Annotated in this window: 21 protein-coding genes, 1 other RNA gene and 1 pseudogene; 16 read left to right on the top strand and 7 right to left on the bottom strand. The window is 62.9% G+C overall.

What is annotated here, in order from left to right; all coding sequences use genetic code 11:
• Positions 1–14 precede the first annotated feature (14 nt).
• The 3 genes from recN (at position 15) to A7A09_RS18955 (ending at position 2,257) form a co-directional block, all read left to right on the top strand.
• A complete protein-coding gene (recN, locus tag A7A09_RS18950; RefSeq protein WP_106692845.1) occupies positions 15–1,661 on the top strand; it encodes a DNA repair protein RecN in 1,647 nt (548 codons plus the stop codon).
• A 69-nt stretch (positions 1,662–1,730) separates the two neighbouring features.
• Positions 1,731–1,907: a GapR family DNA-binding domain-containing protein gene (locus tag A7A09_RS20915; RefSeq protein ID WP_170167162.1), complete on the top strand. Its 177-nt coding sequence runs from the start codon at positions 1,731–1,733 to the stop codon at positions 1,905–1,907.
• Between the two features lie 89 nt (positions 1,908–1,996).
• Positions 1,997–2,257, top strand: coding sequence for a DUF2312 domain-containing protein (locus A7A09_RS18955; RefSeq protein WP_106692846.1), 261 nt, complete (start codon positions 1,997–1,999; stop codon positions 2,255–2,257).
• A gap of 62 nt (positions 2,258–2,319) precedes the next feature.
• Here the strand turns inward: A7A09_RS18955 and A7A09_RS18960 are convergent, their stop codons facing one another.
• A complete protein-coding gene (locus A7A09_RS18960) occupies positions 2,320–2,532 on the bottom strand; it encodes a hypothetical protein (protein ID WP_106692847.1) in 213 nt (70 codons plus the stop codon).
• A gap of 41 nt (positions 2,533–2,573) precedes the next feature.
• Here A7A09_RS18960 and A7A09_RS18965 point away from each other — a divergent pair, with 41 nt between their 5' ends.
• The gene (locus A7A09_RS18965; protein WP_106692848.1) at positions 2,574–2,927 is read left to right on the top strand and encodes a cupin domain-containing protein; all 354 of its coding nucleotides are present in this window, start codon (positions 2,574–2,576) and stop codon (positions 2,925–2,927) included.
• Positions 2,928–3,026: 99 nt separating this feature from the next.
• Here A7A09_RS18965 and A7A09_RS18970 read toward each other — a convergent pair whose 3' ends face one another.
• Positions 3,027–4,439, bottom strand: coding sequence for an MFS transporter (locus tag A7A09_RS18970; protein WP_106692849.1), 1,413 nt, complete (start codon positions 4,437–4,439; stop codon positions 3,027–3,029).
• Between the two features lie 69 nt (positions 4,440–4,508).
• On the opposite strand from A7A09_RS18970, the gene A7A09_RS18975 reads away from it, so the two are divergent.
• The 12 genes and pseudogenes from A7A09_RS18975 (at position 4,509) to A7A09_RS19030 (ending at position 17,233) form a co-directional block, all read left to right on the top strand.
• Positions 4,509–4,919 (top strand): helix-turn-helix domain-containing protein, encoded by a 411-nt coding sequence (locus A7A09_RS18975; RefSeq protein ID WP_106692850.1) that lies wholly within the window; start codon positions 4,509–4,511, stop codon positions 4,917–4,919.
• A gap of 589 nt (positions 4,920–5,508) precedes the next feature.
• On the top strand, positions 5,509–6,846 hold the full coding sequence (locus A7A09_RS18980; protein WP_245999472.1) for a glycine cleavage T C-terminal barrel domain-containing protein: 1,338 nt from the start codon (positions 5,509–5,511) through the stop codon (positions 6,844–6,846).
• 129 nt (positions 6,847–6,975) lie between these two features.
• Positions 6,976–7,836 carry a methylenetetrahydrofolate reductase gene (locus A7A09_RS18985; protein WP_170167163.1) on the top strand — a complete coding sequence of 287 codons (861 nt, stop codon included), beginning with the start codon at positions 6,976–6,978 and terminating at the stop codon, positions 7,834–7,836.
• Positions 7,837–8,051: 215 nt separating this feature from the next.
• Complete coding sequence (locus A7A09_RS18990; protein ID WP_170167164.1) at positions 8,052–8,597, top strand: GFA family protein; 546 nt, start codon at positions 8,052–8,054, stop codon at positions 8,595–8,597.
• A gap of 319 nt (positions 8,598–8,916) precedes the next feature.
• A complete protein-coding gene (urtA, locus tag A7A09_RS18995; RefSeq protein WP_106692852.1) occupies positions 8,917–10,200 on the top strand; it encodes an urea ABC transporter substrate-binding protein in 1,284 nt (427 codons plus the stop codon).
• A gap of 76 nt (positions 10,201–10,276) precedes the next feature.
• Positions 10,277–12,189 (top strand): annotated as a pseudogene (gene urtB / locus A7A09_RS19000) (urea ABC transporter permease subunit UrtB).
• Entirely contained in the window at positions 12,190–13,368 is a 1,179-nt protein-coding gene (gene urtC, locus A7A09_RS19005) for an urea ABC transporter permease subunit UrtC (protein WP_106692853.1), read from the top strand.
• Entirely contained in the window at positions 13,365–14,105 is a 741-nt protein-coding gene (urtD, locus tag A7A09_RS19010) for an urea ABC transporter ATP-binding protein UrtD (protein WP_106692854.1), read from the top strand. The genes urtC and urtD overlap by 4 nt, the downstream gene beginning before the upstream one ends.
• A gap of 2 nt (positions 14,106–14,107) precedes the next feature.
• Positions 14,108–14,821, top strand: a complete 714-nt coding sequence (urtE, locus tag A7A09_RS19015) for an urea ABC transporter ATP-binding subunit UrtE (RefSeq protein ID WP_106692855.1) — start codon at positions 14,108–14,110, stop codon at positions 14,819–14,821.
• Between the two features lie 283 nt (positions 14,822–15,104).
• Positions 15,105–15,845, top strand: a complete 741-nt coding sequence (locus A7A09_RS19020; RefSeq protein WP_106692856.1) for a phosphatidylserine decarboxylase — start codon at positions 15,105–15,107, stop codon at positions 15,843–15,845.
• A gap of 8 nt (positions 15,846–15,853) precedes the next feature.
• Complete coding sequence (gene pssA / locus A7A09_RS19025) at positions 15,854–16,600, top strand: CDP-diacylglycerol--serine O-phosphatidyltransferase (protein ID WP_106692857.1); 747 nt, start codon at positions 15,854–15,856, stop codon at positions 16,598–16,600.
• A gap of 9 nt (positions 16,601–16,609) precedes the next feature.
• Complete coding sequence (locus tag A7A09_RS19030; RefSeq protein WP_106692858.1) at positions 16,610–17,233, top strand: class I SAM-dependent methyltransferase; 624 nt, start codon at positions 16,610–16,612, stop codon at positions 17,231–17,233.
• An 81-nt stretch (positions 17,234–17,314) separates the two neighbouring features.
• Here the strand turns inward: A7A09_RS19030 and ssrA are convergent.
• From ssrA to A7A09_RS19055, 5 genes are all read right to left on the bottom strand, one after another.
• Positions 17,315–17,668, bottom strand: a transfer-messenger RNA (tmRNA) gene (gene ssrA, locus A7A09_RS19035).
• Positions 17,669–17,734: 66 nt separating this feature from the next.
• On the bottom strand, positions 17,735–19,072 hold the full coding sequence (locus A7A09_RS19040) for a branched-chain amino acid ABC transporter permease (protein WP_106692859.1): 1,338 nt from the start codon (positions 19,070–19,072) through the stop codon (positions 17,735–17,737).
• Between the two features lie 14 nt (positions 19,073–19,086).
• A complete protein-coding gene (locus tag A7A09_RS19045) occupies positions 19,087–20,094 on the bottom strand; it encodes a branched-chain amino acid ABC transporter permease (protein WP_106692860.1) in 1,008 nt (335 codons plus the stop codon).
• A gap of 3 nt (positions 20,095–20,097) precedes the next feature.
• Entirely contained in the window at positions 20,098–20,811 is a 714-nt protein-coding gene (locus A7A09_RS19050; RefSeq protein ID WP_106692861.1) for an ABC transporter ATP-binding protein, read from the bottom strand.
• Entirely contained in the window at positions 20,808–21,596 is a 789-nt protein-coding gene (locus A7A09_RS19055; RefSeq protein ID WP_106692862.1) for an ABC transporter ATP-binding protein, read from the bottom strand. The genes A7A09_RS19050 and A7A09_RS19055 overlap by 4 nt, the downstream gene beginning before the upstream one ends.
• Between the last annotated feature and the right edge of the window lie 34 nt (positions 21,597–21,630).

The raw sequence follows: 21,630 nt of genomic DNA on the forward strand, positions 1-21,630 counted from the left end.
CCTGCCGGGGCACGATGCTGCAATCGCTGGAAATCCGCAACATGCTCCTGATCGACCGGCTGGAGCTTTGCTTTGCGCCGGGGCTGAACGTGTTGACCGGCGAAACCGGGGCAGGCAAGTCGATCCTGCTGGATTGCCTGGGTTTCGTGCTTGGCTGGCGCGGCCGTGCCGACCTGGTCCGGCAGGGTGCGGTGCAGGGCGAGGTGACGGCGGTGTTCGATTTGCCGGCGGCTCACCCCGCGCGGGCGGTTCTGGCAGAGGCCGGTATCGAGATCGAGGAGGACGAACTCATCCTGCGCCGCGTGAATGGCGGGGACGGGCGCAAGACCGGTTGGGTGAATGACCGCCGCGTGTCGGGCGAAGTCTTGCGGCAACTCTCCGAGCTATTGGTCGAACTGCATGGGCAGCATGATGACCGCGGACTTCTGAACCCGCGCGGGCATCGGATCCTGCTGGATGCCTTCGGACGTCTCGACCTGTCTCCGGTCAGACAGGCATGGGCCGCGCGCCGCGAGGCCCGGTCGGCCCTGGCGGCGGCGGAGGCTGAACTGGTTGCTGCCCGCGAGGAAGAGGAGTTCCTGCGCCATGCCGTCAGGGAACTGGAGGACCTCGCCCCGCAGCCGGGGGAAGAGGCCGAGCTGGACACGCGCCGCCGCCAGATGCAGGCCGCCGCACGGATCCGCGAGGATGTCGAGCGCGCCCTGCGGATGCTTGGCCCCGAGGGCGCGGAAGGGGCGATGCTGGATGCGAATCGCTGGCTTGAAGGGGCGGCGGATGCTGCGGATGGCCGTCTCGACGAGCCGGTCTCGGCCCTGTCGCGGGCGCTGATCGAACTGGGCGAGGCCCATAGCGGTGTCGAGGCCGCCCTGTCGGCGCTGGATTTCAATCCGTCCGAGCTGGATGCCACGGAAGAACGGCTGTTCGCGCTGCGGGCCCTGGCGCGCAAGCATGATGTGCTGGCCGACGATCTCGCCGGGCTGGCCGATACGCTGCGCGAGCGCCTCGACAGGATCGATGCGGGCGAGGATTCGCTGACGGCTCTGCGTGATCAGGTGGCCGCTGCCGATGGCGCTTATCAGCGGGAGGCGGATGGGCTGGGCGCGGCACGGACCGAGGCGGCCAGGCGTCTGGACAAGGCGGTGATGGCCGAGCTTGCCCCGCTGAGGATGGAGCGGGCGATCTTCGAGACCGGGATCGAGCGCTGCGAGCCGGGGCCGGATGGGCAGGACAGCGTGGCATTCACCGTCGCCACCAATCCCGGCGCGGCGGCAGGTCCGCTGGACAAGATCGCCTCGGGTGGGGAGTTGTCGCGTTTCCTGCTGGCCTTGAAGGTCTGCCTTGCACGGGGAAACAGCGCGCTGGTGATGATCTTCGACGAGATCGACCGTGGCGTGGGTGGAGCCACTGCAGATGCGGTCGGACGGCGGCTGAAGAAGCTGGCGGCGGATGCCCAGATCCTGGTGGTGACGCATTCCCCGCAGGTGGCGGCGCTTGGCGATCAGCATTTCCATGTGTCCAAATCGGTCGAGGACGGCATGACCACCTCGGTCGTGACGGAACTGGCGCCCGGGCCGCGCGTGGACGAGATCGCACGGATGCTGTCGGGGGACAGGATTACCGACGCCGCGACGGCTGCCGCACGGGCATTGCTTGAAGGATAGGCTTGGCGTTGCCTGCGGCGCGGATCGCACTTACAGAAGGCATCCGGAACGAAAAGGAATGAGAAATTCATGGATCAACAGAGCCGTGAGGCTTCCTGCCGTGTTACCGCCGCCGGGTTCCGGCAGTTCATTGCGCTGACCGAAATCCCGGAGACTGACAAGAAGGATATGGCCGACCGCATCAGGGAAACATATGCGCAAGGCAAGGCTTGGGGATATGGGTGTCACCAGCAGGATGTTGTGTGACCGAAAAATCAACAAGCTAAAAGGAAACACTGTCTTGGGGAGTGTTTCCCGTCGGAAGCAGACCACTCAAGCATGCAAGTGAGGCAAACATGACGGACAACGAAGAAGCGATCGACTCCTACAAGGTGACAGCCGGAGAACTGCGGCAGTTCATTGAGCGTATCGAGCGGCTCGAGCAGGAGAAGAAGGACATCGCCGAACAGATCAAGGAGGTCTTCGGGGAATGCCGCGGACGTGGCTACGATGTGAAGGTCATACGCAAGCTGCTGGCTCTCAGGAAGCGTGACAAGGACGATATCGCCGAGGAGGAGGCGGTGTTGGAGATGTACAAGGAAGCACTGGGAATGTGAACCTGGCCCGGGCCCGGGCGGGGATGATATCCCCGCCACCCTTTGGGCAGAGCCTCCTGGAATCATGATAGCCACCAGCGATACGCCGTCTTGGTGGCGTCAGGGTCCACCTTGCGGATGATCTCCCGGACATAGCGGTTGTTCAGCTTTGCCCCCGTTCCGGACATGGAAATGACATCGGCGGGGACGGGGAAGCCCTGTCCATCAGGCGGGCCGTTTGCCGGACTTGGCCTGAAGGCCGGGGAAGCGGAACGATGTTGCCATTTGCCGGCCATGGGAAGATAGCTGCTGCAAATGCAGAATGCGGAGAGAAAAGATGGCCGATGCGGTAAATCTGGCGGCGAAGCTCGCGACTTTCGAGGAAAAGTGGTCGCCGCGGACCGTTGCGACTTTCAATGGTCACGACGTGATGATCGTCAAGGTCGAGGGGGAATTCAACTGGCATTCGCATGCCGATACCGATGACTTCTTCCTTGTTCTTTCCGGCGAAATCGACATCCGGCTTCGGGACCGGGCGGTTACTTTGAAAGCGGGTGAAATCTTCGTGGTCCCCCGGGGCGTTGAACATTGTCCATTTGCCCGGAATGAAGCGCATCTTCTGTTGATCGAACCGACAGGCACGCCCAATACCGGAGACCGCGACACGGCTGCGGAACGCAAGGTTATCTGAGTAGCCGTTCGTTCAGGGCTCCTTGCCGCCTCGTCGTGGCGGTGCGACAAACTGCCCGGGACGTTTCCGATGAGCGAACAGGCAGAATGACCTTCACGTTCACTCTGCCGGACCGGGTGTCTCGCGCGCGAAGCCGGTATGGCTGCGGATCGCCATTCCTAGCGCCAGTATAGCCAGGCCCGCAGCCGCCGCGAAGGTCATTGAAAAGGCATGGGCGACATCTGCGGCAGGGGCCTGCGCGGCATCCCCTGTTCCCAGGATGGTGACGAACAGCGTGGGCATGGCAGAGGCTCCGGTCATCAGTCCGAGGTTGCGCGAAAGACCGAGCAGGCCGGAAAGACGGCCGCGCTGCTCTTTCGAGGCGTTGACGAGGAGCGCCGTATTGTTGGCCGCGAAAAACAGCTGAAAACCCGGTGTCAAAGTGAAGAGCGCGGCGACATATCCGCCAACACCGAAATATCTTGGCAGGAATGCCAGGCACAGCAGGCCGAGCATGGTCTGCGCAAGACTGATAGCCATGGCCCGGTTCACGCCGATCCGATCCGTCAGGCGGCCTGCGGGCACACCGGAAAATGCCGCGACCAGGGGGCCGACCGCCATGACCAGGCCGATGACGGCCTCGTTCAACTCCAGGGCGAAGGCGAGAAAGAACGGACCGACAACCAATGTGGACATCATGGCGGTCGAGACGACAATATTCATGATCAGTCCGGTGCCGATACGCCGATCAAGCAGCAATGCCATCGGCACGAGCGGCGAGGCCGCGCGGGTTTCGATGAAAACGAACAGGATGATCGAGATCACGGCACCTGAGATCAGCAATCCTGTCGGCACCGGGATTCCATTGGCCCCGCCGCTGGTCGCAAGCGCGTAAGCCGCGAGCGCGATCACCAGCATGAAGGTTCCCGGAAAATCCAGATCCCGCACGGCGGCGCCCGTCCGTGTGGAGTTGCGGGCGATGAAACCGACTGACAGGACGAGCGCGACCGTGGCGAAACCGGCAAGAAGCCAGAAGGCCATCCGCCAGTCGCCCCATGTCAGCAATGCTCCTCCAAGGGATGGTCCGAGCGCGGTGCCGGCGGCAGATGTCGTTCCAAGCAGTCCCATCGCCGTGCCAAGCCGCCCTGCCGGAACGATGTCGCGTGCGATCGACATGGGAAGCGCGATCAGGATCGCTCCGCCAAACCCCTGCAACGTCCGCCCGGCGATCAGCAGGCCGAGATTCGGAGCCAGCGCGCACAGAATCGATGCCGTGGTGAAGATGACGAGACCCGAGATCAGCACGTGACGATGTCCGAACAGGTCTCCGAGCCGTCCGGCCGAGACGATGGCGATGGTCACGGAGATGAGATAGGCCAGCACGACCCATTGAACCTCTGACACCGTCGCCGCGAAACTGCGCGTCAATGTCGGAAGCAGAACGGATGCGACGCTGATGCCCAGTGAAGCGGTCAGCGTTGCGGCGGCAAGGGCGATCAGGATGGGAATGGAGATCCGGGCCGCGTCGGTCATGGTGATTTCCCTTGTCATTGACGGTGGTGGACAGCTACTCTGCCACTTCAAGTCAGCTTGAGGTCAACCATGAAATTTCTCGATATCGGGGTCCTGTCGAAACAGAGCGGCGTTCCAGCCTCGACGCTGCGCTATTACGAGGAGATCGGGCTGATCCAATCGGTCGGACGGCACGGATTGAGACGGCAGTTCGATCCGCCGGTGGTGACGCAGCTTGCGCTGATCTCGCTGGGGAAAATGGCGGGTTTCTCGCTTGACGACATCAAGGGGATGTTTGCCAAAGACGGTTCGCCGCAATTGCCGCGCGCCGAGTTGCATCTGCGCGCGGATGCGCTTGACGAACAGATCCGTGGGCTCGAACGGTTGCGCGATGCGCTCCGGCATGTGGCGGACTGTCCCGCAGAGACACATATGGAATGTCCTAAATTCAAACGCCTCATGCATTTCGCGTCGCGCTTGGCTGGCACTCGGAAAGGATGAGATCCTCATGGGCGATCCTGCCCGTCATGCGGTGCGCGGGTGCCGGTTTCGAGGATCATTCGGCTGCCGGATCTCCATCCAGGGCCATGTGCAGCAAGGGTGCGATACGAACCAATGGGCCAATGGGCCAATGGACAGGGAGGCACGGCATTTACCGCGTCCCGCGCCGCATCCTTGCCGCCGACTCATCGTGGGGGCCGCAGCCCGAGGCTTTCCGTCAAGGGGCAGAAGTCGCATTCGGTTGGCAAGGTGCCGCTCATGGCCGATCGACTGGATGCATCGCAATTATCATCGAAGAGAGTGGTTCCCGGAGACGGAACGAACCAGGGAAAGCCGGAACGATGCCAGAGGGGTCGATATCGGCGCGGCTCCCGTAGTCGCAGGCGGGGAGCCGATGCCATTTTCGACTTCAGGGCCGCGGAGCTTCGGGAAGCTCTTGCTTAGGCGGTGAACCGGGAGATTTGCCGCATGACGACCCGGTCGATGGCCGGCCTGGCCGGGAATAAGCCGATGACGGGCTGCCGGTTGCAGGCGGTGCCTTCGGTCATTCGGTGATATGCCTGCTCATATGGTGACGAGGAGCTACGCCATGCCCGATACAAAACAGACTCCGAAGGATGACCGCGTGCATCCCAACGTGCCCTCGGTGGATCAATCGGATCGGATCGTTCCGATCAACCTGCGCCAGTCGGGGCCGACGCCGGTCCAGATGCTCATATCGACCCGCGTGCGAAAATCGCCCTTCTGGCACCTGTCGATCGAGGCAGGCGCATGGCGTGCCACGGTCTATAATCGCATGTATCACCCGCGCGGCTATGTCAGGCCCGAAGATGGCGGCGCGATGGCCGAGTATGACGCCCTGATCAACCGCGTGACACTCTGGAATGTTGCGGTCGAACGGCAGATCCGCGTCAAGGGACCGGATGCCGAGGCCTTCGTCGATTTCGTCATCACCCGCGATGCCACCCGGATCAGGCCCATGCATGGCAAGTACTGCATCCTGTGCAATGACCGGGGCGGTATCCTGAACGACCCGGTGCTTCTCAGGCTGGCGGGGGACGAGTTCTGGTTCTCGATCTCGGATTCCGATCTGATGCTCTGGCTGCAGGGCGTCAATGTCGCGCGCCGCTTCGATGTGGAGATCGACGAGATCGACGTGTCGCCGCTGCAGATCCAGGGGCCGCTGTCAGAGGATCTCATGGCCGACCTTGTCGGCGAGCAGGTGCGCGCCATCCCCTATTACGGCCTGATGGAGACCGAGATCGGCGGACGTCCCGTGGTGGTCAGCCAGACAGGGTTCACCGGTGAAAAGGGCTACGAGGTCTATGTTCGCGACGCCACGCAGAATGCCGAGGCGGTCTGGTACGCGATCCGGGGGCAGGGAGCGCGTTTCGGCCTGCGCGTCATCGCACCCGCCCATCACCGCCGTATCGCCGCCGGCATCCTGTCCTGGGGGCAGGATCTCGACGCTGAAACCTCGCCCTTCCAAGTCAATCTCGCCTATCAGGTGCCGCGCAAGAAGGCCGGCGACTATATCGGCAGGGCCGAGCTGGAGCGCCAGCGCGACATTATCGACAAGGGTGGTTATCCGTTCCGGCAAAAGCTGGTGGGGATGAAGCTGGGCGGCCATCCGATCACCGATTACGCGCCGGATTTCTGGCTGGTGACCGATCCCGGGGGCAATCGCGTGGGTTATCTGACCTCGCCCTGGTGGTCGCCGGAACTGGAGACGAACATCGCCCTTGGCTACGTGCCATGGGAGATGGCGACTCCAGGCACGGCATTGAAGATCGAACTGCCCGAGGCCTATTCCGAGACCTCCGGCCAGCCGGTCGATGCGATGGTCTGCGAGGTGCCTTTCCGACCCTCGGTCAATCCGAGCGCACGCGAACGGGCAAGGGCCGCCGGGCGCGATTCGGCCGACTGAGCCGCGTTTGATGATCGTCCGAACCCGGGACCAGGACGGCCGCATCTGTATTGATCGCGAAACAGGGGCGTGGCCGGGACCATCTGCATGCTTCGTCCGGTTTACAGGATGCTGAAGAAGGAAGGGCGCATGACGAATCTTACCCCGCCTGGAAACGCATCAACGAGGCCGGGCCTTCTTCATGCCGACATCTCGATGGAATTGCCGCCCGAGATGGTCGACGGGTTCGACCCCGATCCCGGGATCCTTCCAAGGGGGACGAAAATCTTCCTTACACATATCGCCGGCAAGGATGTTCGGGCCCAGATACATGCTGCAAAGCGGCTCCTGTCGGTCGGGTATGTTCCTGTCGTGCATATGGGGGCGCATAATTTCGAAACCGAGGAGGAATATGTCAGGCTCGTGCAGGCGCATAGCCGCAATGGCGTTACTCACGGGTTGTTCCTGGGGGGAAATCCCCGAAAGCATGATGGTCCGTTTCACGAGGCACTCGATCTCTTGAACCACGACGTGTTGCGTGACGCAAATTTCACGCATGCGTTGATTGGCGGCTACCCGGAGGGTCATCCGGATATCGGCCTCGACGCATTGGAGAATGCCAGGCGGCGCAAGCTTGAAGCCTGCCATGCGCGTGCGATGTCCCCCGAGATCATCTCGCAATTCGCCTTTGACGGCGATGCGATGGCGGCCTGGGCCAACAGGATCGCTGCCGAAGAGCCAGGCTTGCCAATTCGCCTGGGGCTCGCTGGCGTTACCTCGCTGCCCAATTTGATCAGGTTCGCGGTCCTTTGCGGTGTCGGCCCTTCCACGGCTGTCTTGAAGAAAAACGCGGGGGGATTCATGAAAATCATGGCCGATCATGATCCCGGCGGCATCATCGAGGGGATCGAAACCGGCTATTTCGGGACAAACCCCCTGAATTTGCATTTCTTTCCATTCGGCGGCTGGAAAAAGACCCTGGCCTGGATCGGTGATCGCAGGGCATGCTGACGGTTGTCACCAACAGCCGCCGCATTTGCACGTCCAAAAGCCAGGGCCGATACCGCAAGGATGCCCGGTCATCGAACTGATCGCCATCAGGGCGTTCGCGGGCGGCCCGGGGTGTTTCATATCGGCGGAAATGGATTGCCCATATACAAACCATACGGTATGTATATATTCTGTCGAGATCACTTGACTCTCCCCTTTGAAAACGGCGGTGCATCATGAGCGAAACGATCAAACTGTCCTGCATCTGCGGTGCGGTCGAAATGGAGGCCGAGGGCGCCCCCATCATGAGCACCGAATGCCTGTGCACATCGTGCCGGACTGCGGCGGATCTGCTGGAGGCGCTGCCGGGCGCGCCACGGCTGCGGGAAGCGACGGGCGGCACGCGGACAGAGATGTACCGCAAGGACCGCGTCCGGTGCATCCGCGGGAGCGCCAATCTTCGGGAACATCGCCTGACCGGGAAGACCAAGACCCGCCGGGTGGTCGCGGCCTGCTGCAATACGCCGATATTTCTTGATTTCACCCAGGGTCACTGGGTCGATCTCTACGGCCCTCTCTGGCCCGAAGGCTCTCTTCCGCCCTTGCAGATGCGGACGATGACGGGCGATCTTGACGATGCATCGGCGCTGCCGAGCGACGTGCCCAATCTCAAGACGCATTCGGTGGGTTTTTTCCTCCGCCTGATCGGAGCCTGGGCTGCGATGGGGTTCCGCCGGCCCAAGATCGATTACGTGGAAGGGGTGCTCGACATCCGCGACTGACGGCCAAGTCTAAATCGGAAATATCGACCTGCCTGGAAAGACCGGACCTGCCGGGCCTGCGCAAGACGGCGCCATGCGGGTGGCAGGGCAATCCGTCCTTGCGAATGAAAAGCCGCCCACAACCATTCTGCGCCCAATTCCGGTGCAGTATCGCGGCAACTTGCCCAAATTGACGCCAATTCCCGACTGATCGACGCCCGATCTGCCCGAATCCTGTCCAGCTACGCGGGATTCCGCTCTTGTCATGCCTGAGAAGGCGAGGCCTTCGCGGATAATCACAACAGGGACGCCGGTCAGGGCACCGGTCGGAAAGGGTGATATGAAAACCATCACGAAACTGCTGATGCTGACCGGTGCGATCAGTTTGCCGCCCGGGGCGTGGGCGCAAGAGGGTGAGCCGATCAAGATCGGCGTGCTGCATTCGCTGTCGGGCACCATGGCGATCTCGGAAACCACGCTGAAAGACACCGTCCTGATGATGGTCGAACAGCAGAACGCCAAGGGTGGCGTTCTTGGCCGTCCGCTGGAGGCCGTGGTCGTGGACCCGGCCTCGGACTGGCCTCTATTCGCAGAGAAGGCGCGCGAATTGCTGACCGTCTCGGAAGTTGACGCGATTTTCGGCTGCTGGACCTCGGTATCGCGCAAATCCGTGCTTCCGGTGATCGAGGAGCTGAACGGGCTGCTGTTCTACCCGGTGCAATACGAGGGCGAGGAGAGCTCCAAGAACGTCATCTATACTGGCGCCGCACCGAACCAGCAGGCGATCCCGGCGGTGGAATACATGACCGAGGAACTGGGCGTCGAGAAATGGGCGCTGCTCGGCACCGATTACGTCTATCCGCGCACGACGAACAATATCCTGGAAAGCTATCTCAAGGATCAGGGCGTCGCGGCCGGGGACATCTTCGTCAATTACACGCCCTTCGGTCATTCCGACTGGTCCAAGATCGTCTCGGATGTCGTGGCGCTTGGCGCGGATGGCAAGAAGGTCGGCGTGGTCTCGACCATCAATGGCGACGCCAATGTCGGCTTTTACAAGGAGCTGGCGGCGGCCGGTATTTCGGCGGATGACATCCCCGTCATGGCCTTCTCGGTCGGGGAAGAGGAACTGTCGGGGCTGGATACCGGCAATCTCGTCGGCCATCTGGCGGCATGGAACTATTTCCAGACTGCCGAGACCGACGAAAACGCCGCTTTCATCGAGGAATGGCATAAGTCCACCGGCGACGAGTCCCGCGTGACCAATGATCCGATGGAAGCGACCATGCTGGGCTTCAACCTGTGGGTTCAGGCCGTCGAGAAGGCGGGCAGCACCGAAACCGACGCCGTGCTTGACGCGATCGTCGGGCTGGAGGTGCCGAACCTGACCGGCTCGACCGCGACGGTCCTGCCCAATCACCACCTGACCAAGCCGGTCCTGATCGGCGAGATCCGCGATGACGGGCAATTCGACATCGTCAGCGAGACCGATCCCGTGCCCGGTGATGCCTGGACCGATTTCCTGCCGGAATCGGCGGTGCTGGATGCCGATTGGCCGGGCAAGGAATGCGGCATGTTCAACACCAAGACCGGCTCCTGCGTGCAGGTCCAGTCGAATTACTGATCGTTGAACGGGAGGGCGCGCGCGTCCTCCCCCCTCAAACTCGGGAAAAGCAAACGTGACATCTTCGCTCCGTGCCCTGTCGCTCATCGCGCTTGTGCTGATGCTTCTGGTTCCCGCTCTTCCGGCGCAGGCCAATCCTGAACTGGATGCGTTGATCGCCGAAAATCTGGATCAGATAGAGCGCCCCTCGCGGCGGACGGTGGGGCCGTTGATCGAGCAGATCGCCGCGACCGGGCCTTCAGGCGAGGCGATGCTGGCCGCATGGACCGACCGGCGGCTTGGGCTGACCGATGACGGGCGCGTTGTGATCGTCACCGGCGACGATATGGCCGATGCCGCGACCGGCGAGGCGGTGGCCGGGGCGGATCCGAAGATGCTGCGTCCCAATTCCGGCGTACGCGGGCTGATCGACTCGGCATTGGTCGCCGGCCAGATATCCGATCCCGACCGGAAAATTCGGGTGCAGGCACTGGACTCCATCGCCCGCTCGGGTTCCGAAGAGCATCTGGTGGCGCTGCGTGATGCTCCACCCGATCCGGATCCGGCGTTGCAGGCCCGAAAGGAACGGCTGCTGACCCTGCTGACCATCCAGTATGACAGCGACCCGCAGGCCCGGGTTGCGGCGCTGAAGGAAATGTCGGGCGATGTCGGCCTGGATTTCCGCGGGGTGCTCAACCCGCTGCTGGCGACCCGCCGGATTGCCGCGACCGAAGCGCCGGGGGACGCCAATATTGCCCGCGAGATCAAACCCGGCAGTGACGAACTGTCCCGTGAGGCTGCCTATGATCTGCTGAAATCGCAGGAACTCGCTCAGCCCCGCCTGACCATGGCGGCGCAGCGCGACATCCTGATCGCCAATATCGCGGATGATCAGGTCGGCGGCATTCCGGTGGCGGATCTGGGCGACCCGCAAGCCCGCGACCGCGCCTACAAGGCATTGGAGGCGGCGGGCACCGTTACACCAGCGGCCACCGAGGCCGAGGCGCAAGAGGCCATCGACGCGCATCGCTATTACGAGGTCTATGCCGAACCGAACCCGGATGTCACCGAGGCCGCCAAGGCGCGCAGACGCGGGCGCAGGTGCGACTGGCGGCGATGAAGGGGATCGACCTGGGGCTTGACGCGCTGTCATTCGCCTCGATCTATTTCCTTGCCGCCATCGGGCTTGCCGTGACATTCGGCGTCATGCGGGTCATCAATATGGCGCATGGCGAATTCATCATGATGGGCGCCTATACCGGCTATGTCGTCCAGACCCTGATACCGGACCGCACATTGTCGCTGATCGTCGCCCTGCCTGCCGCTTTCGCCGTCACCTTCGCCGCCGGTGTGGCATTGGAGCGGCTGGTGATCCGGCATCTTGCCAAGCGCCCGCTGGAAACCCTGCTGGCGACCTTTGGCGTCTCCATCGCATTGCAACAGATCGCCAAGAACGTCTTCGGCACCCAGGCCCGCCCGCTGACCGCGCCGGAATGGCTGGAAGGGGCGATCACCTTCAACGATGTGATCTCGATCTCGACGATCCGGGTGGCGATCTTCGTGCTGGCGCTGCTGTTCCTCGGGCTGTTCCTCTTCATCATGAAGCGCACGAGGCTGGGGCTGGAAGTTCGCGCCGTTACCCAGAACCCCGGCATGGCGGCAAGCATGGGCATCAACCCTGACCGTATCGCCATGCTGAGCTTTGGCCTCGGCTCCGGCATCGCCGGTATCGCGGGCGTGGCCATCGGGCTCTTCGCCAAGGTCACGTCAGAGTTGGGGCAGGATTACATCGTGCAAAGCTTCATGACCGTGGTTGTCGGCGGTGTCGGCAATATCTGGGGCACGCTGGCGGGGGCGGGGCTGATCGGCGCGCTCTCCAAGATCATCGAGTCGCTGAACCCCTCGAACACGCTGGCGGCGCAGACCTTCATGATCCTGTTCATCATCATCTTCATCCAGTTCCGGCCGCGCGGGATCATCCCGCAAAAGGGCCGCGCGGCAGAGGCGTAAATGACCCGCAAACCCTTCATCCTGCGCAACCCTTCGGTGCTGGTCATGCTGGCCGCGCTGGCGGTCTTTACCGTCGCCGTCACCCTTATGAGCCAGGCCTATGGCAGCGGCGCGGTCCCGACCTCGATGGTCAAGGTGCTGGGCAAGACGCTGTGCCTTGCCCTTGCCGCCGTGGCGATGGACCTTGTCTGGGGCTATATCGGCATCCTCAGCCTCGGGCAGATGGCCTTCTTCGCGCTTGGCGGCTACATGATCGGCCAATGGCTGATGTATGCAAGGACCGAGGCGATCGTCGCCACCTCGCTGGCGCAGGCACCGATCCCGCCCACGCCGCTGGAACTGCAAGAAGCCACCGCCAGCCAGATTTTCGGCGTGGTCGGCTCGTCGGACCTGCCAATGGTCTGGAGCTTTGCCCATTCGCTGCCGCTCCAATTGCTGCTGGTCGTCGCGGTGCCCGGCCTGCTGGCGCTGCTCTTCGGCTGGCTGGCATTCCGCTCGCGGGTCAACGGGGTCTACCTGTCGATCCTGACGCAGGCCATGACGCTGGCGCTCGCGCTGTGGCTGTTCCAGAACGATTCCGGCTTTCGCGGCAATAACGGGCTGTCGGGCTTGCAGAATATCCCCGGCCTCGACGGCGTGTCGCAGGCGCGGCTGTCGATCTGGTTCCTCTGGGCCTCTGCCGCCGCGCTCGGGCTTGGATATGTGCTGATCGCGTGGCTGGTCGGCGGCAAGTTCGGCTCGGTGATTCGCGCCATCCGCGACGACGAAACCCGCGTGCGCTTCCTTGGCTACCCGGTTGAAGGCTTCAAGCTGGTGGTCTTCACCCTTGCCGCCATGATCACCGCTGTCGCGGGCGCGCTCTATTACCCGCAGGCGGGGATCATCAACCCGGCGGAACTGGCGCCCATCGCCTCGATCTATCTTGCTGTCTGGGTCGCCATCGGCGGACGTGGAAGGCTCTATGGCGCGGTGATCGGCGCGGTTGCCGTCTCGCTGCTGTCAAGCTGGTTCACCGGCGGACGCGCGCCCGATCTCGCCTTGCCGGGCTATGTCGTCAAATGGGTCGATTGGTGGCAGGTGGCGCTTGGCCTGTCATTCGTCCTTGTCACCCTGTTCGCGCCCCGGGGCATCGCCGGGTTCTTCGATCTGTTCACCCGCCGCAGGGAGAGCGGATCATGAGCGCATTACTGGAAGTCTCGGGCGTTTCGGTCAGTTTCGACGGGTTCAGGGCGATCAACAACCTGTCCTTCAATATCGGCGCGGCTGAATTGCGTGCGGTGATCGGCCCCAATGGCGCGGGCAAGACCACCTTCATGGATATCGTCACCGGCAAGACCCGCCCGGATGAGGGCGATGTGCGATGGGGGGAATATTCCCGCTCATTGCTGAAAATGAACGAGGCGCAGATCGCCCGCGCAGGCATCGGTCGCAAGTTCCAGCGGCCCACCGTTTTCGAGGATCAATCCGTTGCCGACAACATGACCATGGCGCTCAGGGCCAATCGCAATCCCTTCAGTGTTCTGGGCTGGCGTCCCTCGCCATCGTCGGATCAGCGTGTCGCGGAACTTGCCGCCGAGGTCGGGCTGGCCGGGCAGGTGAACCGCAAGGCGGGCGAGTTGAGCCATGGCCAGAAACAATGGCTGGAGATCGGCATGCTGCTGGCGCAGGAACCGCGGCTGTTGCTGGTCGATGAGCCGGCGGCGGGCATGACCCTGGCCGAGCGCGAGCAGACCACCACGCTCTTGCGCCGCTTGGCCGAGACACGGGCGGTGGTGGTGGTCGAGCATGACATGGATTTCGTCCGCCGCCTGAATTGCAAGGTGACGGTGCTGCATCAGGGCTCGGTCCTGGCCGAGGGCAGCCTCGATCACGTCACCCGCAATCCGCAAGTCATCGAAGTCTATCTGGGACGCTGATCATGCTGAATGCCACCAACCTGACCCTGCATTACGGCGGCTCGCAAATCCTGCACGGCATCGATATCGCCGCCCATCCCGGGCAGGTGACCTGCGTGATGGGCAATAACGGCGTGGGCAAGACCTCGCTCCTGAACCTGCTGGCCGGGCGGCATCCGCGCTCGGGCGGCGAGATCGAATTCGACGGACGCAAGCTGGATCGCCTGACCGCGCAGGCCATGGCCCGGATGGGCGTGGGATACGTGCCGCAGGGACGCGCGATCTTCCCGATGCTGACGGTGCGCGAGAACTTGGAGACCGGCTTTGCCTGCCTGCCCCGGTCCGAACGCCGGATTTCCGACGAGATATTCGACAGCTTCCCGGTTCTGGCGGAGATGGCGGATCGGCGTGGCGGTGATCTGTCGGGCGGGCAGCAGCAGCAACTGGCCATCGCCCGCGCGCTGATTACCCGCCCCCGCCTGCTGTTGCTGGACGAGCCGACCGAGGGCATCCAGCCCAATATCATCGCCCAGATCGGCCGCGTCATCGCCGCCTTGCGCGACCGGGGAGACATGGCGATCATCCTGGTCGAGCAGTTCTTCGATTTCGCGTGGGAACTGGGTGACGGGTTCCTGGTGCTGGAGCGTGGCCGGGCCATCATGCAGGGGCCGAAATCCGACCTGCGGCGCGAGGATTTGCATGCCCGTTTGGCCGGACATGCCACCGCTGCGGAATGAGCCGGATTGGTTCGGCCCATGTCATCACGTTCCTGTTGATGCCGGTAGGTGATGGATGACCGGACTGATCGAGAGAAGCCGCTTCAACCATCTGCGAGGATATGGACCTCTGAAAACGACGCCCGGTCAATCCCGCGATGCGCTCTGACCGCCGTCAGCCGGACAGTCCCGAAACCGCTTCGCAGCGGCTACCGAGCCGCCGCGCCGCATTTGGTATATCTTTCCCGGCCGCCATGGGCTAATCCCTGCCGGGGCGATGGCCGCAGGGCCGGGAAGCTCGCGAATGACGGGCCGTCATTCCGTTCGTCCGTTGAAAACCACGCTCAAGGGGGGAGAGCAGGACCACATGCGCATGCGCGATACATTCATCAAGCCGATGCACCGGGAGGGCATCCGTTTCGTGGCGATCTTCGCTATCGTGACACTTGGCCTGTTCCTGCTGTCGGATCTACTGGGCTGGATCGGTGTCGGTTTGACCGTCTGGTGCTATTACTTCTTCCGCGATCCGGAGCGAGTCACCCCCGCACGCCCCGGGGTGATCGTCAGCCCGGCGGACGGGGTCGTCTCGCTCATCGAAAAGGCCGTGCCACCTGCCGAGCTTGGCATGCCGGATGTCGCGCTCACCCGGATCAGCGTCTTCATGAGCGTGTTCAACTGCCATGTGAACCGGGCTCCGATCGCGGGCGAGGTCACGTCGGTCGCCTATCGTCCGGGCAAGTTCTTCAACGCCTCGCTGGACAAGGCCAGCGCCGACAACGAGCGCAACGGCCTGTGCATCCGCATGGAGGACGGGCGGGATCTGGCCGTCGTGCAGATCGCCGGCCTGGTGGCGCGGCGCATCCTCTGCTTCGTCAAGCCGGGGGACCGGCTGCGGACCGGGGAGCGTTTTGGCTTGATCCGTTTCGGTTCGCGGCTGGATGTCTATCTTCCGGAGGGGGTAACGCCACTGGTGAGCATCGGGCAGACCATGGTTGCCGGTGAAACCGTCCTGGCCGATTTGCCTTCCCCGCCCCGGGACATGTAAAAGACCCCATGGCGGAACCCTCGAACAAATCCGAAACCGAGTTTTCGCTGATCCAGTTGCTGCCGAATGTGCTGACCATCACGGCCATTTGCGCCGGCATGTCCGCCATTCGCTTCGGGGTGCAGGGGAACTACACGCTCGCCGTCCAGCTGATCATCGCGGCGGGCATCCTCGATGCGATGGACGGGCGGATCGCCCGGCTTCTCGGCAGTTGCAGCAAGATCGGCGCGGAACTCGATTCCCTTGCCGATTTCCTGAATTTCGGGGTCGCCCCGGCGCTCACGCTCTATTTCTGGGCCTTGCAGGACATCCGTGGCCTGGGCTGGATATCCGTGCTGATCTTCGCGATCTGCTGCGTCATGCGGCTGGCACGGTTCAATGTCGGCAACAAATCCGGTGACGAGGATCATGACTGCGCCTATTTCGAGGGCGTGCCCGCCCCCGCCGGTGCCCTGCTTGTCATGTTGCCGATATATATGTCCTTTACCTTCGCCGACGCACCGATGCTGCCGGGACTCGTCATTTGCATCTACATGATCCTCATCGGCTTTCTGCTGATCAGCCGGATTCCGACCTGGTCGTTCAAGACCACCAGGATCTCACGCGGGAATGTGAGGTTCTTCCTCATCGGAGTGGCCATTATCGGGGCCGCGCTTCTGATCTTTGCCTGGATCACGCTGATCGCGCTCTGCCTTGGCTATATCGGGATGGTGATCTGGGCGGGTATCGACAAGAAACGTCCTTCGGGCCGATAAGGAGCAGACATGGATATAGATGCCGTTCAAACCTCTTATTCCCGTTGGGCCCCGGTCTATGACAGCACCTTCGGAGCCGTCACCAATCTTGGCAGGCGCAGGACGGTGGAGCACATCAACAGCCGTCCCGGAAGCGTTCTCGAAGTCGGGGTCGGCACCGGCCTGTCGCTGGAGCATTACAGCCCCGGGATGCGGGTGACCGGAATCGATTTCAGCGAGGATATGCTGCAAAAGGCCGTCGCCAAGGTGGAGCGGATGAAGCTGGATCACGTCGCCGGTCTTCGGCAGATGGATGCGCGCAGCCTCGATTTCCCGGACAATCACTTCGACACGGTCGCGGCGATGCATGTCCTGTCGGTCGTGCCCGAGCCGGAGCGGGTGATGTCCGAGATCGCGCGGGTCTGCAAACCGGGCGGCAAGGTGGTGATCACCAATCACTTCGCCCGGACAGAAGGCGTTATCGCAAGGCTGGAACGGGCTTTCGCCCCGCTCTCGAATACGATCGGCTGGCATTCCGATTTCCAGATGGACAGGGTCCTGCAAGAGGAGGATCTGGTTCTTGAGGAGAAAAGATCGCTTCCACCGCTCGGGATGATGACCTTGCTTGTCCTTGGCAAGGTCGCCGCCGGGTAAATCTTCGTGCCGCTTCTCGTCAGGCGAGCGCGTGTCCCGGGCTGGCCGCGGCTACAGATGGTTACCGAACGGGAAATGAAAGGTGCAGGATTCTGTTGCCAGGCTCCTGCGGGCCCCGCCTGAAGCTGCTAGGCGTCAGGGCTTAAGGTTTCGGTTTGGTTACTGCTTACGCAGCAACGGCCACCGGAGCACGGTTGTCATTGGCAACTGTACATTGAGCACCGATAACGGTGGTAGCTCACCGGGACAAAGCAAACCCCTTTAGACGTTCGTCGATCCTGTTTCGGCCCCATGTTCCCCCAATGAGGGTATTTGGTGGAGCCGCCGGGTACCGCCCCCGGGTCCGATCCGCTTATTACGAGCGCGTTTATGTCCATAGCCCGGCCGAAGCCGAACAGGTCGAATATAGGCATGCAGGCAGGATGCTGCAAGGACGGATCGGGCCGGGCGGGCATAAAGCGATATGTCCGCCCGACGGTGGGACCGGTCTGCGCGGGCCATCTATTTCTCGGGCACCAGCCCGCGCGGCGCGAAGCGCAGCACCAGAAGCAGCACCAGCCCCATGGCGATGAAACGCATATGGGCGGCGCTGGCGAGCAGATGTGCCTTCAGGTTGCCGTCAGGCATGGGCGAGGTCAGCAGCGCGATCAGTTCCGGTCCCCAGATCTCGGCCTTGATCCACAGGAACCAGATCAGCACCGCGCCCAGAACCGCACCCCAGTTGTTGCCGGAGCCGCCGACGATCACCATCACCCAGATCAGGAAGGTATAGCGCAGCGGGTTGTATCCCACCGGCGCCATCAGCCCATCCAGCGTGATCATCATCGCCCCGGCGATCCCGATCACCGCCGAGCCGAGAATGAAGACCTGCAGATGCCGGGCGGTCACATCCTTGCCCATCGCCTCGGCCGCCGTTTCATTGTCGCGGATCGCGCGCATCATCCGGCCCCATGGCGATTTCAGCGCCAGTTCCGCCAAGAGGATGATCGACAGCAGCACGACAAGGAACAGCAGCATGTAGCACAGCTTGACCCAGATCCCCGAGGCAGTGGAGGCGGCCATGCCCCAGCTATTGGCCAGTTCGAGGAATTCGGGGTTGCGCTGCAACTGGATCTCGAAGGGGACGGGGCGGGGGATGGTGGTGACGTTCTTGACGCCGCGGGCGAGCCAGTCCTCGTTCTTTAGTACGGCGACGATGATCTCGCCGATGCCGAGCGTGGCGATGGCAAGATAGTCCGAGCGCAGCCCCAATGCCACCTTGCCCACCGCCCATGCGGCGGCGGCGGCAAAGACACCGCCCACCGCCCAAGACAGCAGCACCGGCAGGCCCAGCCCGCCGATATTGCCATGGCGGGCGGGGTTGTTCGCCTCGATCGCGGTTGCTGCCGGATCGAAAAGCCAGCGATAGATGATGAAGCCACCGATCAACACCGCGGTCACCGCCAGCCCACGCCATTTAGGCAGGCGTTTGCGGACCTGTGCGGCCAGAGCCAGCGTACCGACCGCTGCCGCCAGCGCGATCAATAGGCGGGGGCCCCCGGCCTCCCACGCGCCCTCGACCGGCTGCGTCGAGATCAGCACCGGGGCCAGCCCGCCAAGGGCGAGAAAGCCCACCACGCCGACATTGAACAGCCCGGCATAGCCCCATTGCATGTTGACGCCGAGGGCGGTGATGGCCGAGATCAGCCCCATGTTGAGGATTGCCAGAGAGGTGTTCCAGCTTCCCGAGAACATCCCGTTCCTGACCGTCCCCTCAAGGACGAAAAGAGCAGCGAGGATGGCGAAGAGCACGGGCGCGCGCCAGATGCTGGCGCTTGCGGCTTGACGGTTCGTGGACATGCGCGAGCCCTCCCTTATACCGATTTGCCGCGGAACAGCCCGGTCGGGCGGAACAGCAGCACCACGATCAGAATGACGAAGCTGACGGCGAATTTATATTCCGTTCCCAGCAATTGCAGCAGCCCGCCGGGCTGCCAGTCGGGGAAGAGGTAGCCGGCGATCTTCAGCCATGGATAGGTGACCGCGACTTCCGAGAATGCGACCAGGAAGCCGCCCGCGATCGCGCCCACCGGGTTGCCGAGACCGCCGACGATCGCGGCGGCGAAGATCGGCAGCAGGATCTGGAAATAATTGAAGGGCTTGAAAGCCTTGTCCAAGCCGTAAAGGGTTCCGGCGATGGTCGCCAGCGCAGCGGCGATGATCCAGGTCATGCGCACCACCTTTTCGGGATCGATGCCCGACAACAGCGCCAGATCCTCGTTGTCGGAATAGGCGCGCATGGCCTTGCCCGACTTGGTGCGGTTCAGGAACCAGAACAGCGCCCAGACCACGATTACCGCGATGACGATGGTCAGCCCCTGCGTGGTCTTGAAGGCCAGTCCTTCCTTCAACCCGGTCAATTCACGGAAACTGCGGACATCCATGATGAAACGGGCGCCATCGGCAAAGCGTTGCTCGTCCACGCCGATCAGCAGGCGGGTGAAGCCGTTCATCAGGAACATCACGCCGACCGAGGCCATCACCAGGATGATCGGCTTGGCCTTTTGCGCCCGGTAGAACCGGTAAACCGTGCGGTCGGTGGCAAGGACCATGGCGGCGGTTGCGGCAATGCCCACGGGCAGGGCGAGCAGGGCGGTCGGCAATGGCCCCAGTGAAATGCCAAGCGCCTGCAGCCCCCAAGTCGCAAGGATGGTGACGGCGGTGCCGAAAGCCATGGTGTCGCCATGGGCGAAGTTGGAAAAGCGCAGGATGCCATAGATCAGCGTCACGCCAAGCGCGCCGAGCGCAAGCTGTGCCCCGTAGGCGGCGGCGGGAATGACGACGAAGTTCAGGATCGCGACGACGGCGTTCAGGATATCCATCTCTCAGCCCCCCAGGAATGTGCGGCGGACCTCGGGATCGGCCAAGAGCGCCTGCCCGGTGTCGGTATAGCGGTTGGCGCCCTGCACGAGGACATAGCCGATATCGGCGATCTCCAGCGCCTGCCGGGCGTTTTGCTCGACCATCAGGATCGAGATTCCGCTGCGGGCGATCTCGATGATGCGGTCGAAAAGTTCGTCCATGACGATGGGGCTGACGCCCGCGGTCGGTTCGTCAAGCATCAGCAACCGGGGTTGGGTCATCAGGGCGCGGCCCACGGCCACCTGCTGGCGTTGTCCGCCCGAGAGCTCTCCGGCGGGTTGGCGGCGCTTGTCCTTGAGGACGGGAAAGAGGTCAAAGACCTGCTCCATCGTGGTCCTGATGTCGTTCTCGCGGATGAAGGCGCCCATTTCGAGATTTTCCTCGACCGACATCGAGGGAAAGACATTGTTCACCTGCGGCACGAAGCCCATGCCCTTCTTGACCCGATCCTGCGGGGACAAGGCGGTGATGTCCTCCCCGTCCAGCGTCACGCGCCCCTGGCGCAGATGCAACATGCCGAATACCGCCTTCATCGCGGTGGATTTGCCTGCACCGTTCGGCCCCACGATCACCGCGATCTGGCCCTTGTCCACGGTCAGGGTGCAGTTATCCAGAATATCCGCCTTGCCATAGCCGCCGCGCATGCCGGTTGCGGAAAGATAGTGGCTGTCGCTCATGCTTCGGCCTCTGCTTTTATCTTGTTCTTCAGACCGGTGCCCAGGTAAGCCTCGATCACGGCCTCGTTCTGCATGATCTCGTCGGCCGCGCCCTCGGCCAGCACCTGGCCGGTGGCCATGACGATGACCGGGTTGCAAAGCTTGGCGATGAAATCCATGTCATGCTCGATCACGCAGAAGGTGTAGCCGCGCTCGCGGTTCAGCCGCACGATGGCGTCGCCGATCGTGCCCAGCAGCGTGCGGTTCACGCCGGCGCCGACCTCGTCGAGGAATACCACCTTGGCATCGACCATCATGGTGCGGCCCAGTTCCAGCAGCTTTTTCTGCCCGCCCGACAGGTTGCCCGCCTTTTCATGCGCCAGGTGGCGGATGGTCAGGAAGTCCAGCACCTCGTCGGCCTTCTTGTGCAGTTCCGCCTCTTCGCGCTCGATCCGGGCGCGCTGCAGCCACGTGCTCCAGATCGTCTCGCCGGTCTGTCCGCCCGGAACCATCATCAGGTTCTCGCGCACCGTCATCGAGGCGAATTCATGCGCAAGCTGGAAGGTGCGCAGCAATCCGCGATGGAAAAGCTCATGCGGAGGCAGGCCGGTGATGTCCTGGCCATCCATGAAGACGCGCCCCGAAGTGGGTGGCAAGACGCCTGCTATAACGTTGAATAATGTTGATTTTCCGGCGCCGTTCGGCCCGATCAGCCCGGTGATCGAACCGGATTCGATGCTCAGGCTGGCACCATCGACGGCGCGAAACCCGCCGAAATGCCGGTGAAGGTCTTCGACCCTTATCATGCGTTGTTCCCTGCCTTCACTCTATGCGGTGAAG

The sequence above is a fragment of the Paracoccus methylarcula genome, assembly GCF_003007735.2.
Lineage (GTDB): Bacteria > Pseudomonadota > Alphaproteobacteria > Rhodobacterales > Rhodobacteraceae > Paracoccus > Paracoccus methylarcula.

Excerpts from the sequence above, each read along its gene's own strand:
- A7A09_RS18960 (WP_106692847.1), bottom strand. The coding sequence starts at position 2,532 with ATGGCCGGCAAATGGCAACATCGTTCCGCTTCCCCGGCCTTCAGGCCA.
- urtC (WP_106692853.1), top strand. The coding sequence starts at position 12,190 with ATGACCCGCAAACCCTTCATCCTGCGCAACCCTTCGGTGCTGGTCATG.
- A7A09_RS20915 (WP_170167162.1), top strand. The coding sequence starts at position 1,731 with ATGGATCAACAGAGCCGTGAGGCTTCCTGCCGTGTTACCGCCGCCGGG.
- urtD (WP_106692854.1), top strand. The coding sequence starts at position 13,365 with ATGAGCGCATTACTGGAAGTCTCGGGCGTTTCGGTCAGTTTCGACGGG.
- recN (WP_106692845.1), top strand. The coding sequence starts at position 15 with ATGCTGCAATCGCTGGAAATCCGCAACATGCTCCTGATCGACCGGCTG.
- A7A09_RS19045 (WP_106692860.1), bottom strand. The coding sequence starts at position 20,094 with ATGGATATCCTGAACGCCGTCGTCGCGATCCTGAACTTCGTCGTCATT.
- A7A09_RS19040 (WP_106692859.1), bottom strand. The coding sequence starts at position 19,072 with ATGTCCACGAACCGTCAAGCCGCAAGCGCCAGCATCTGGCGCGCGCCC.
- A7A09_RS18975 (WP_106692850.1), top strand. The coding sequence starts at position 4,509 with ATGAAATTTCTCGATATCGGGGTCCTGTCGAAACAGAGCGGCGTTCCA.
- A7A09_RS18985 (WP_170167163.1), top strand. The coding sequence starts at position 6,976 with ATGACGAATCTTACCCCGCCTGGAAACGCATCAACGAGGCCGGGCCTT.
- A7A09_RS18970 (WP_106692849.1), bottom strand. The coding sequence starts at position 4,439 with ATGACCGACGCGGCCCGGATCTCCATTCCCATCCTGATCGCCCTTGCC.
- A7A09_RS18965 (WP_106692848.1), top strand. The coding sequence starts at position 2,574 with ATGGCCGATGCGGTAAATCTGGCGGCGAAGCTCGCGACTTTCGAGGAA.
- A7A09_RS19055 (WP_106692862.1), bottom strand. The coding sequence starts at position 21,596 with ATGATAAGGGTCGAAGACCTTCACCGGCATTTCGGCGGGTTTCGCGCC.
- A7A09_RS18955 (WP_106692846.1), top strand. The coding sequence starts at position 1,997 with ATGACGGACAACGAAGAAGCGATCGACTCCTACAAGGTGACAGCCGGA.
- A7A09_RS19020 (WP_106692856.1), top strand. The coding sequence starts at position 15,105 with ATGACGGGCCGTCATTCCGTTCGTCCGTTGAAAACCACGCTCAAGGGG.
- A7A09_RS18990 (WP_170167164.1), top strand. The coding sequence starts at position 8,052 with ATGAGCGAAACGATCAAACTGTCCTGCATCTGCGGTGCGGTCGAAATG.
- urtE (WP_106692855.1), top strand. The coding sequence starts at position 14,108 with ATGCTGAATGCCACCAACCTGACCCTGCATTACGGCGGCTCGCAAATC.
- urtA (WP_106692852.1), top strand. The coding sequence starts at position 8,917 with ATGAAAACCATCACGAAACTGCTGATGCTGACCGGTGCGATCAGTTTG.
- A7A09_RS19030 (WP_106692858.1), top strand. The coding sequence starts at position 16,610 with ATGGATATAGATGCCGTTCAAACCTCTTATTCCCGTTGGGCCCCGGTC.
- pssA (WP_106692857.1), top strand. The coding sequence starts at position 15,854 with ATGGCGGAACCCTCGAACAAATCCGAAACCGAGTTTTCGCTGATCCAG.
- A7A09_RS19050 (WP_106692861.1), bottom strand. The coding sequence starts at position 20,811 with ATGAGCGACAGCCACTATCTTTCCGCAACCGGCATGCGCGGCGGCTAT.
- A7A09_RS18980 (WP_245999472.1), top strand. The coding sequence starts at position 5,509 with ATGCCCGATACAAAACAGACTCCGAAGGATGACCGCGTGCATCCCAAC.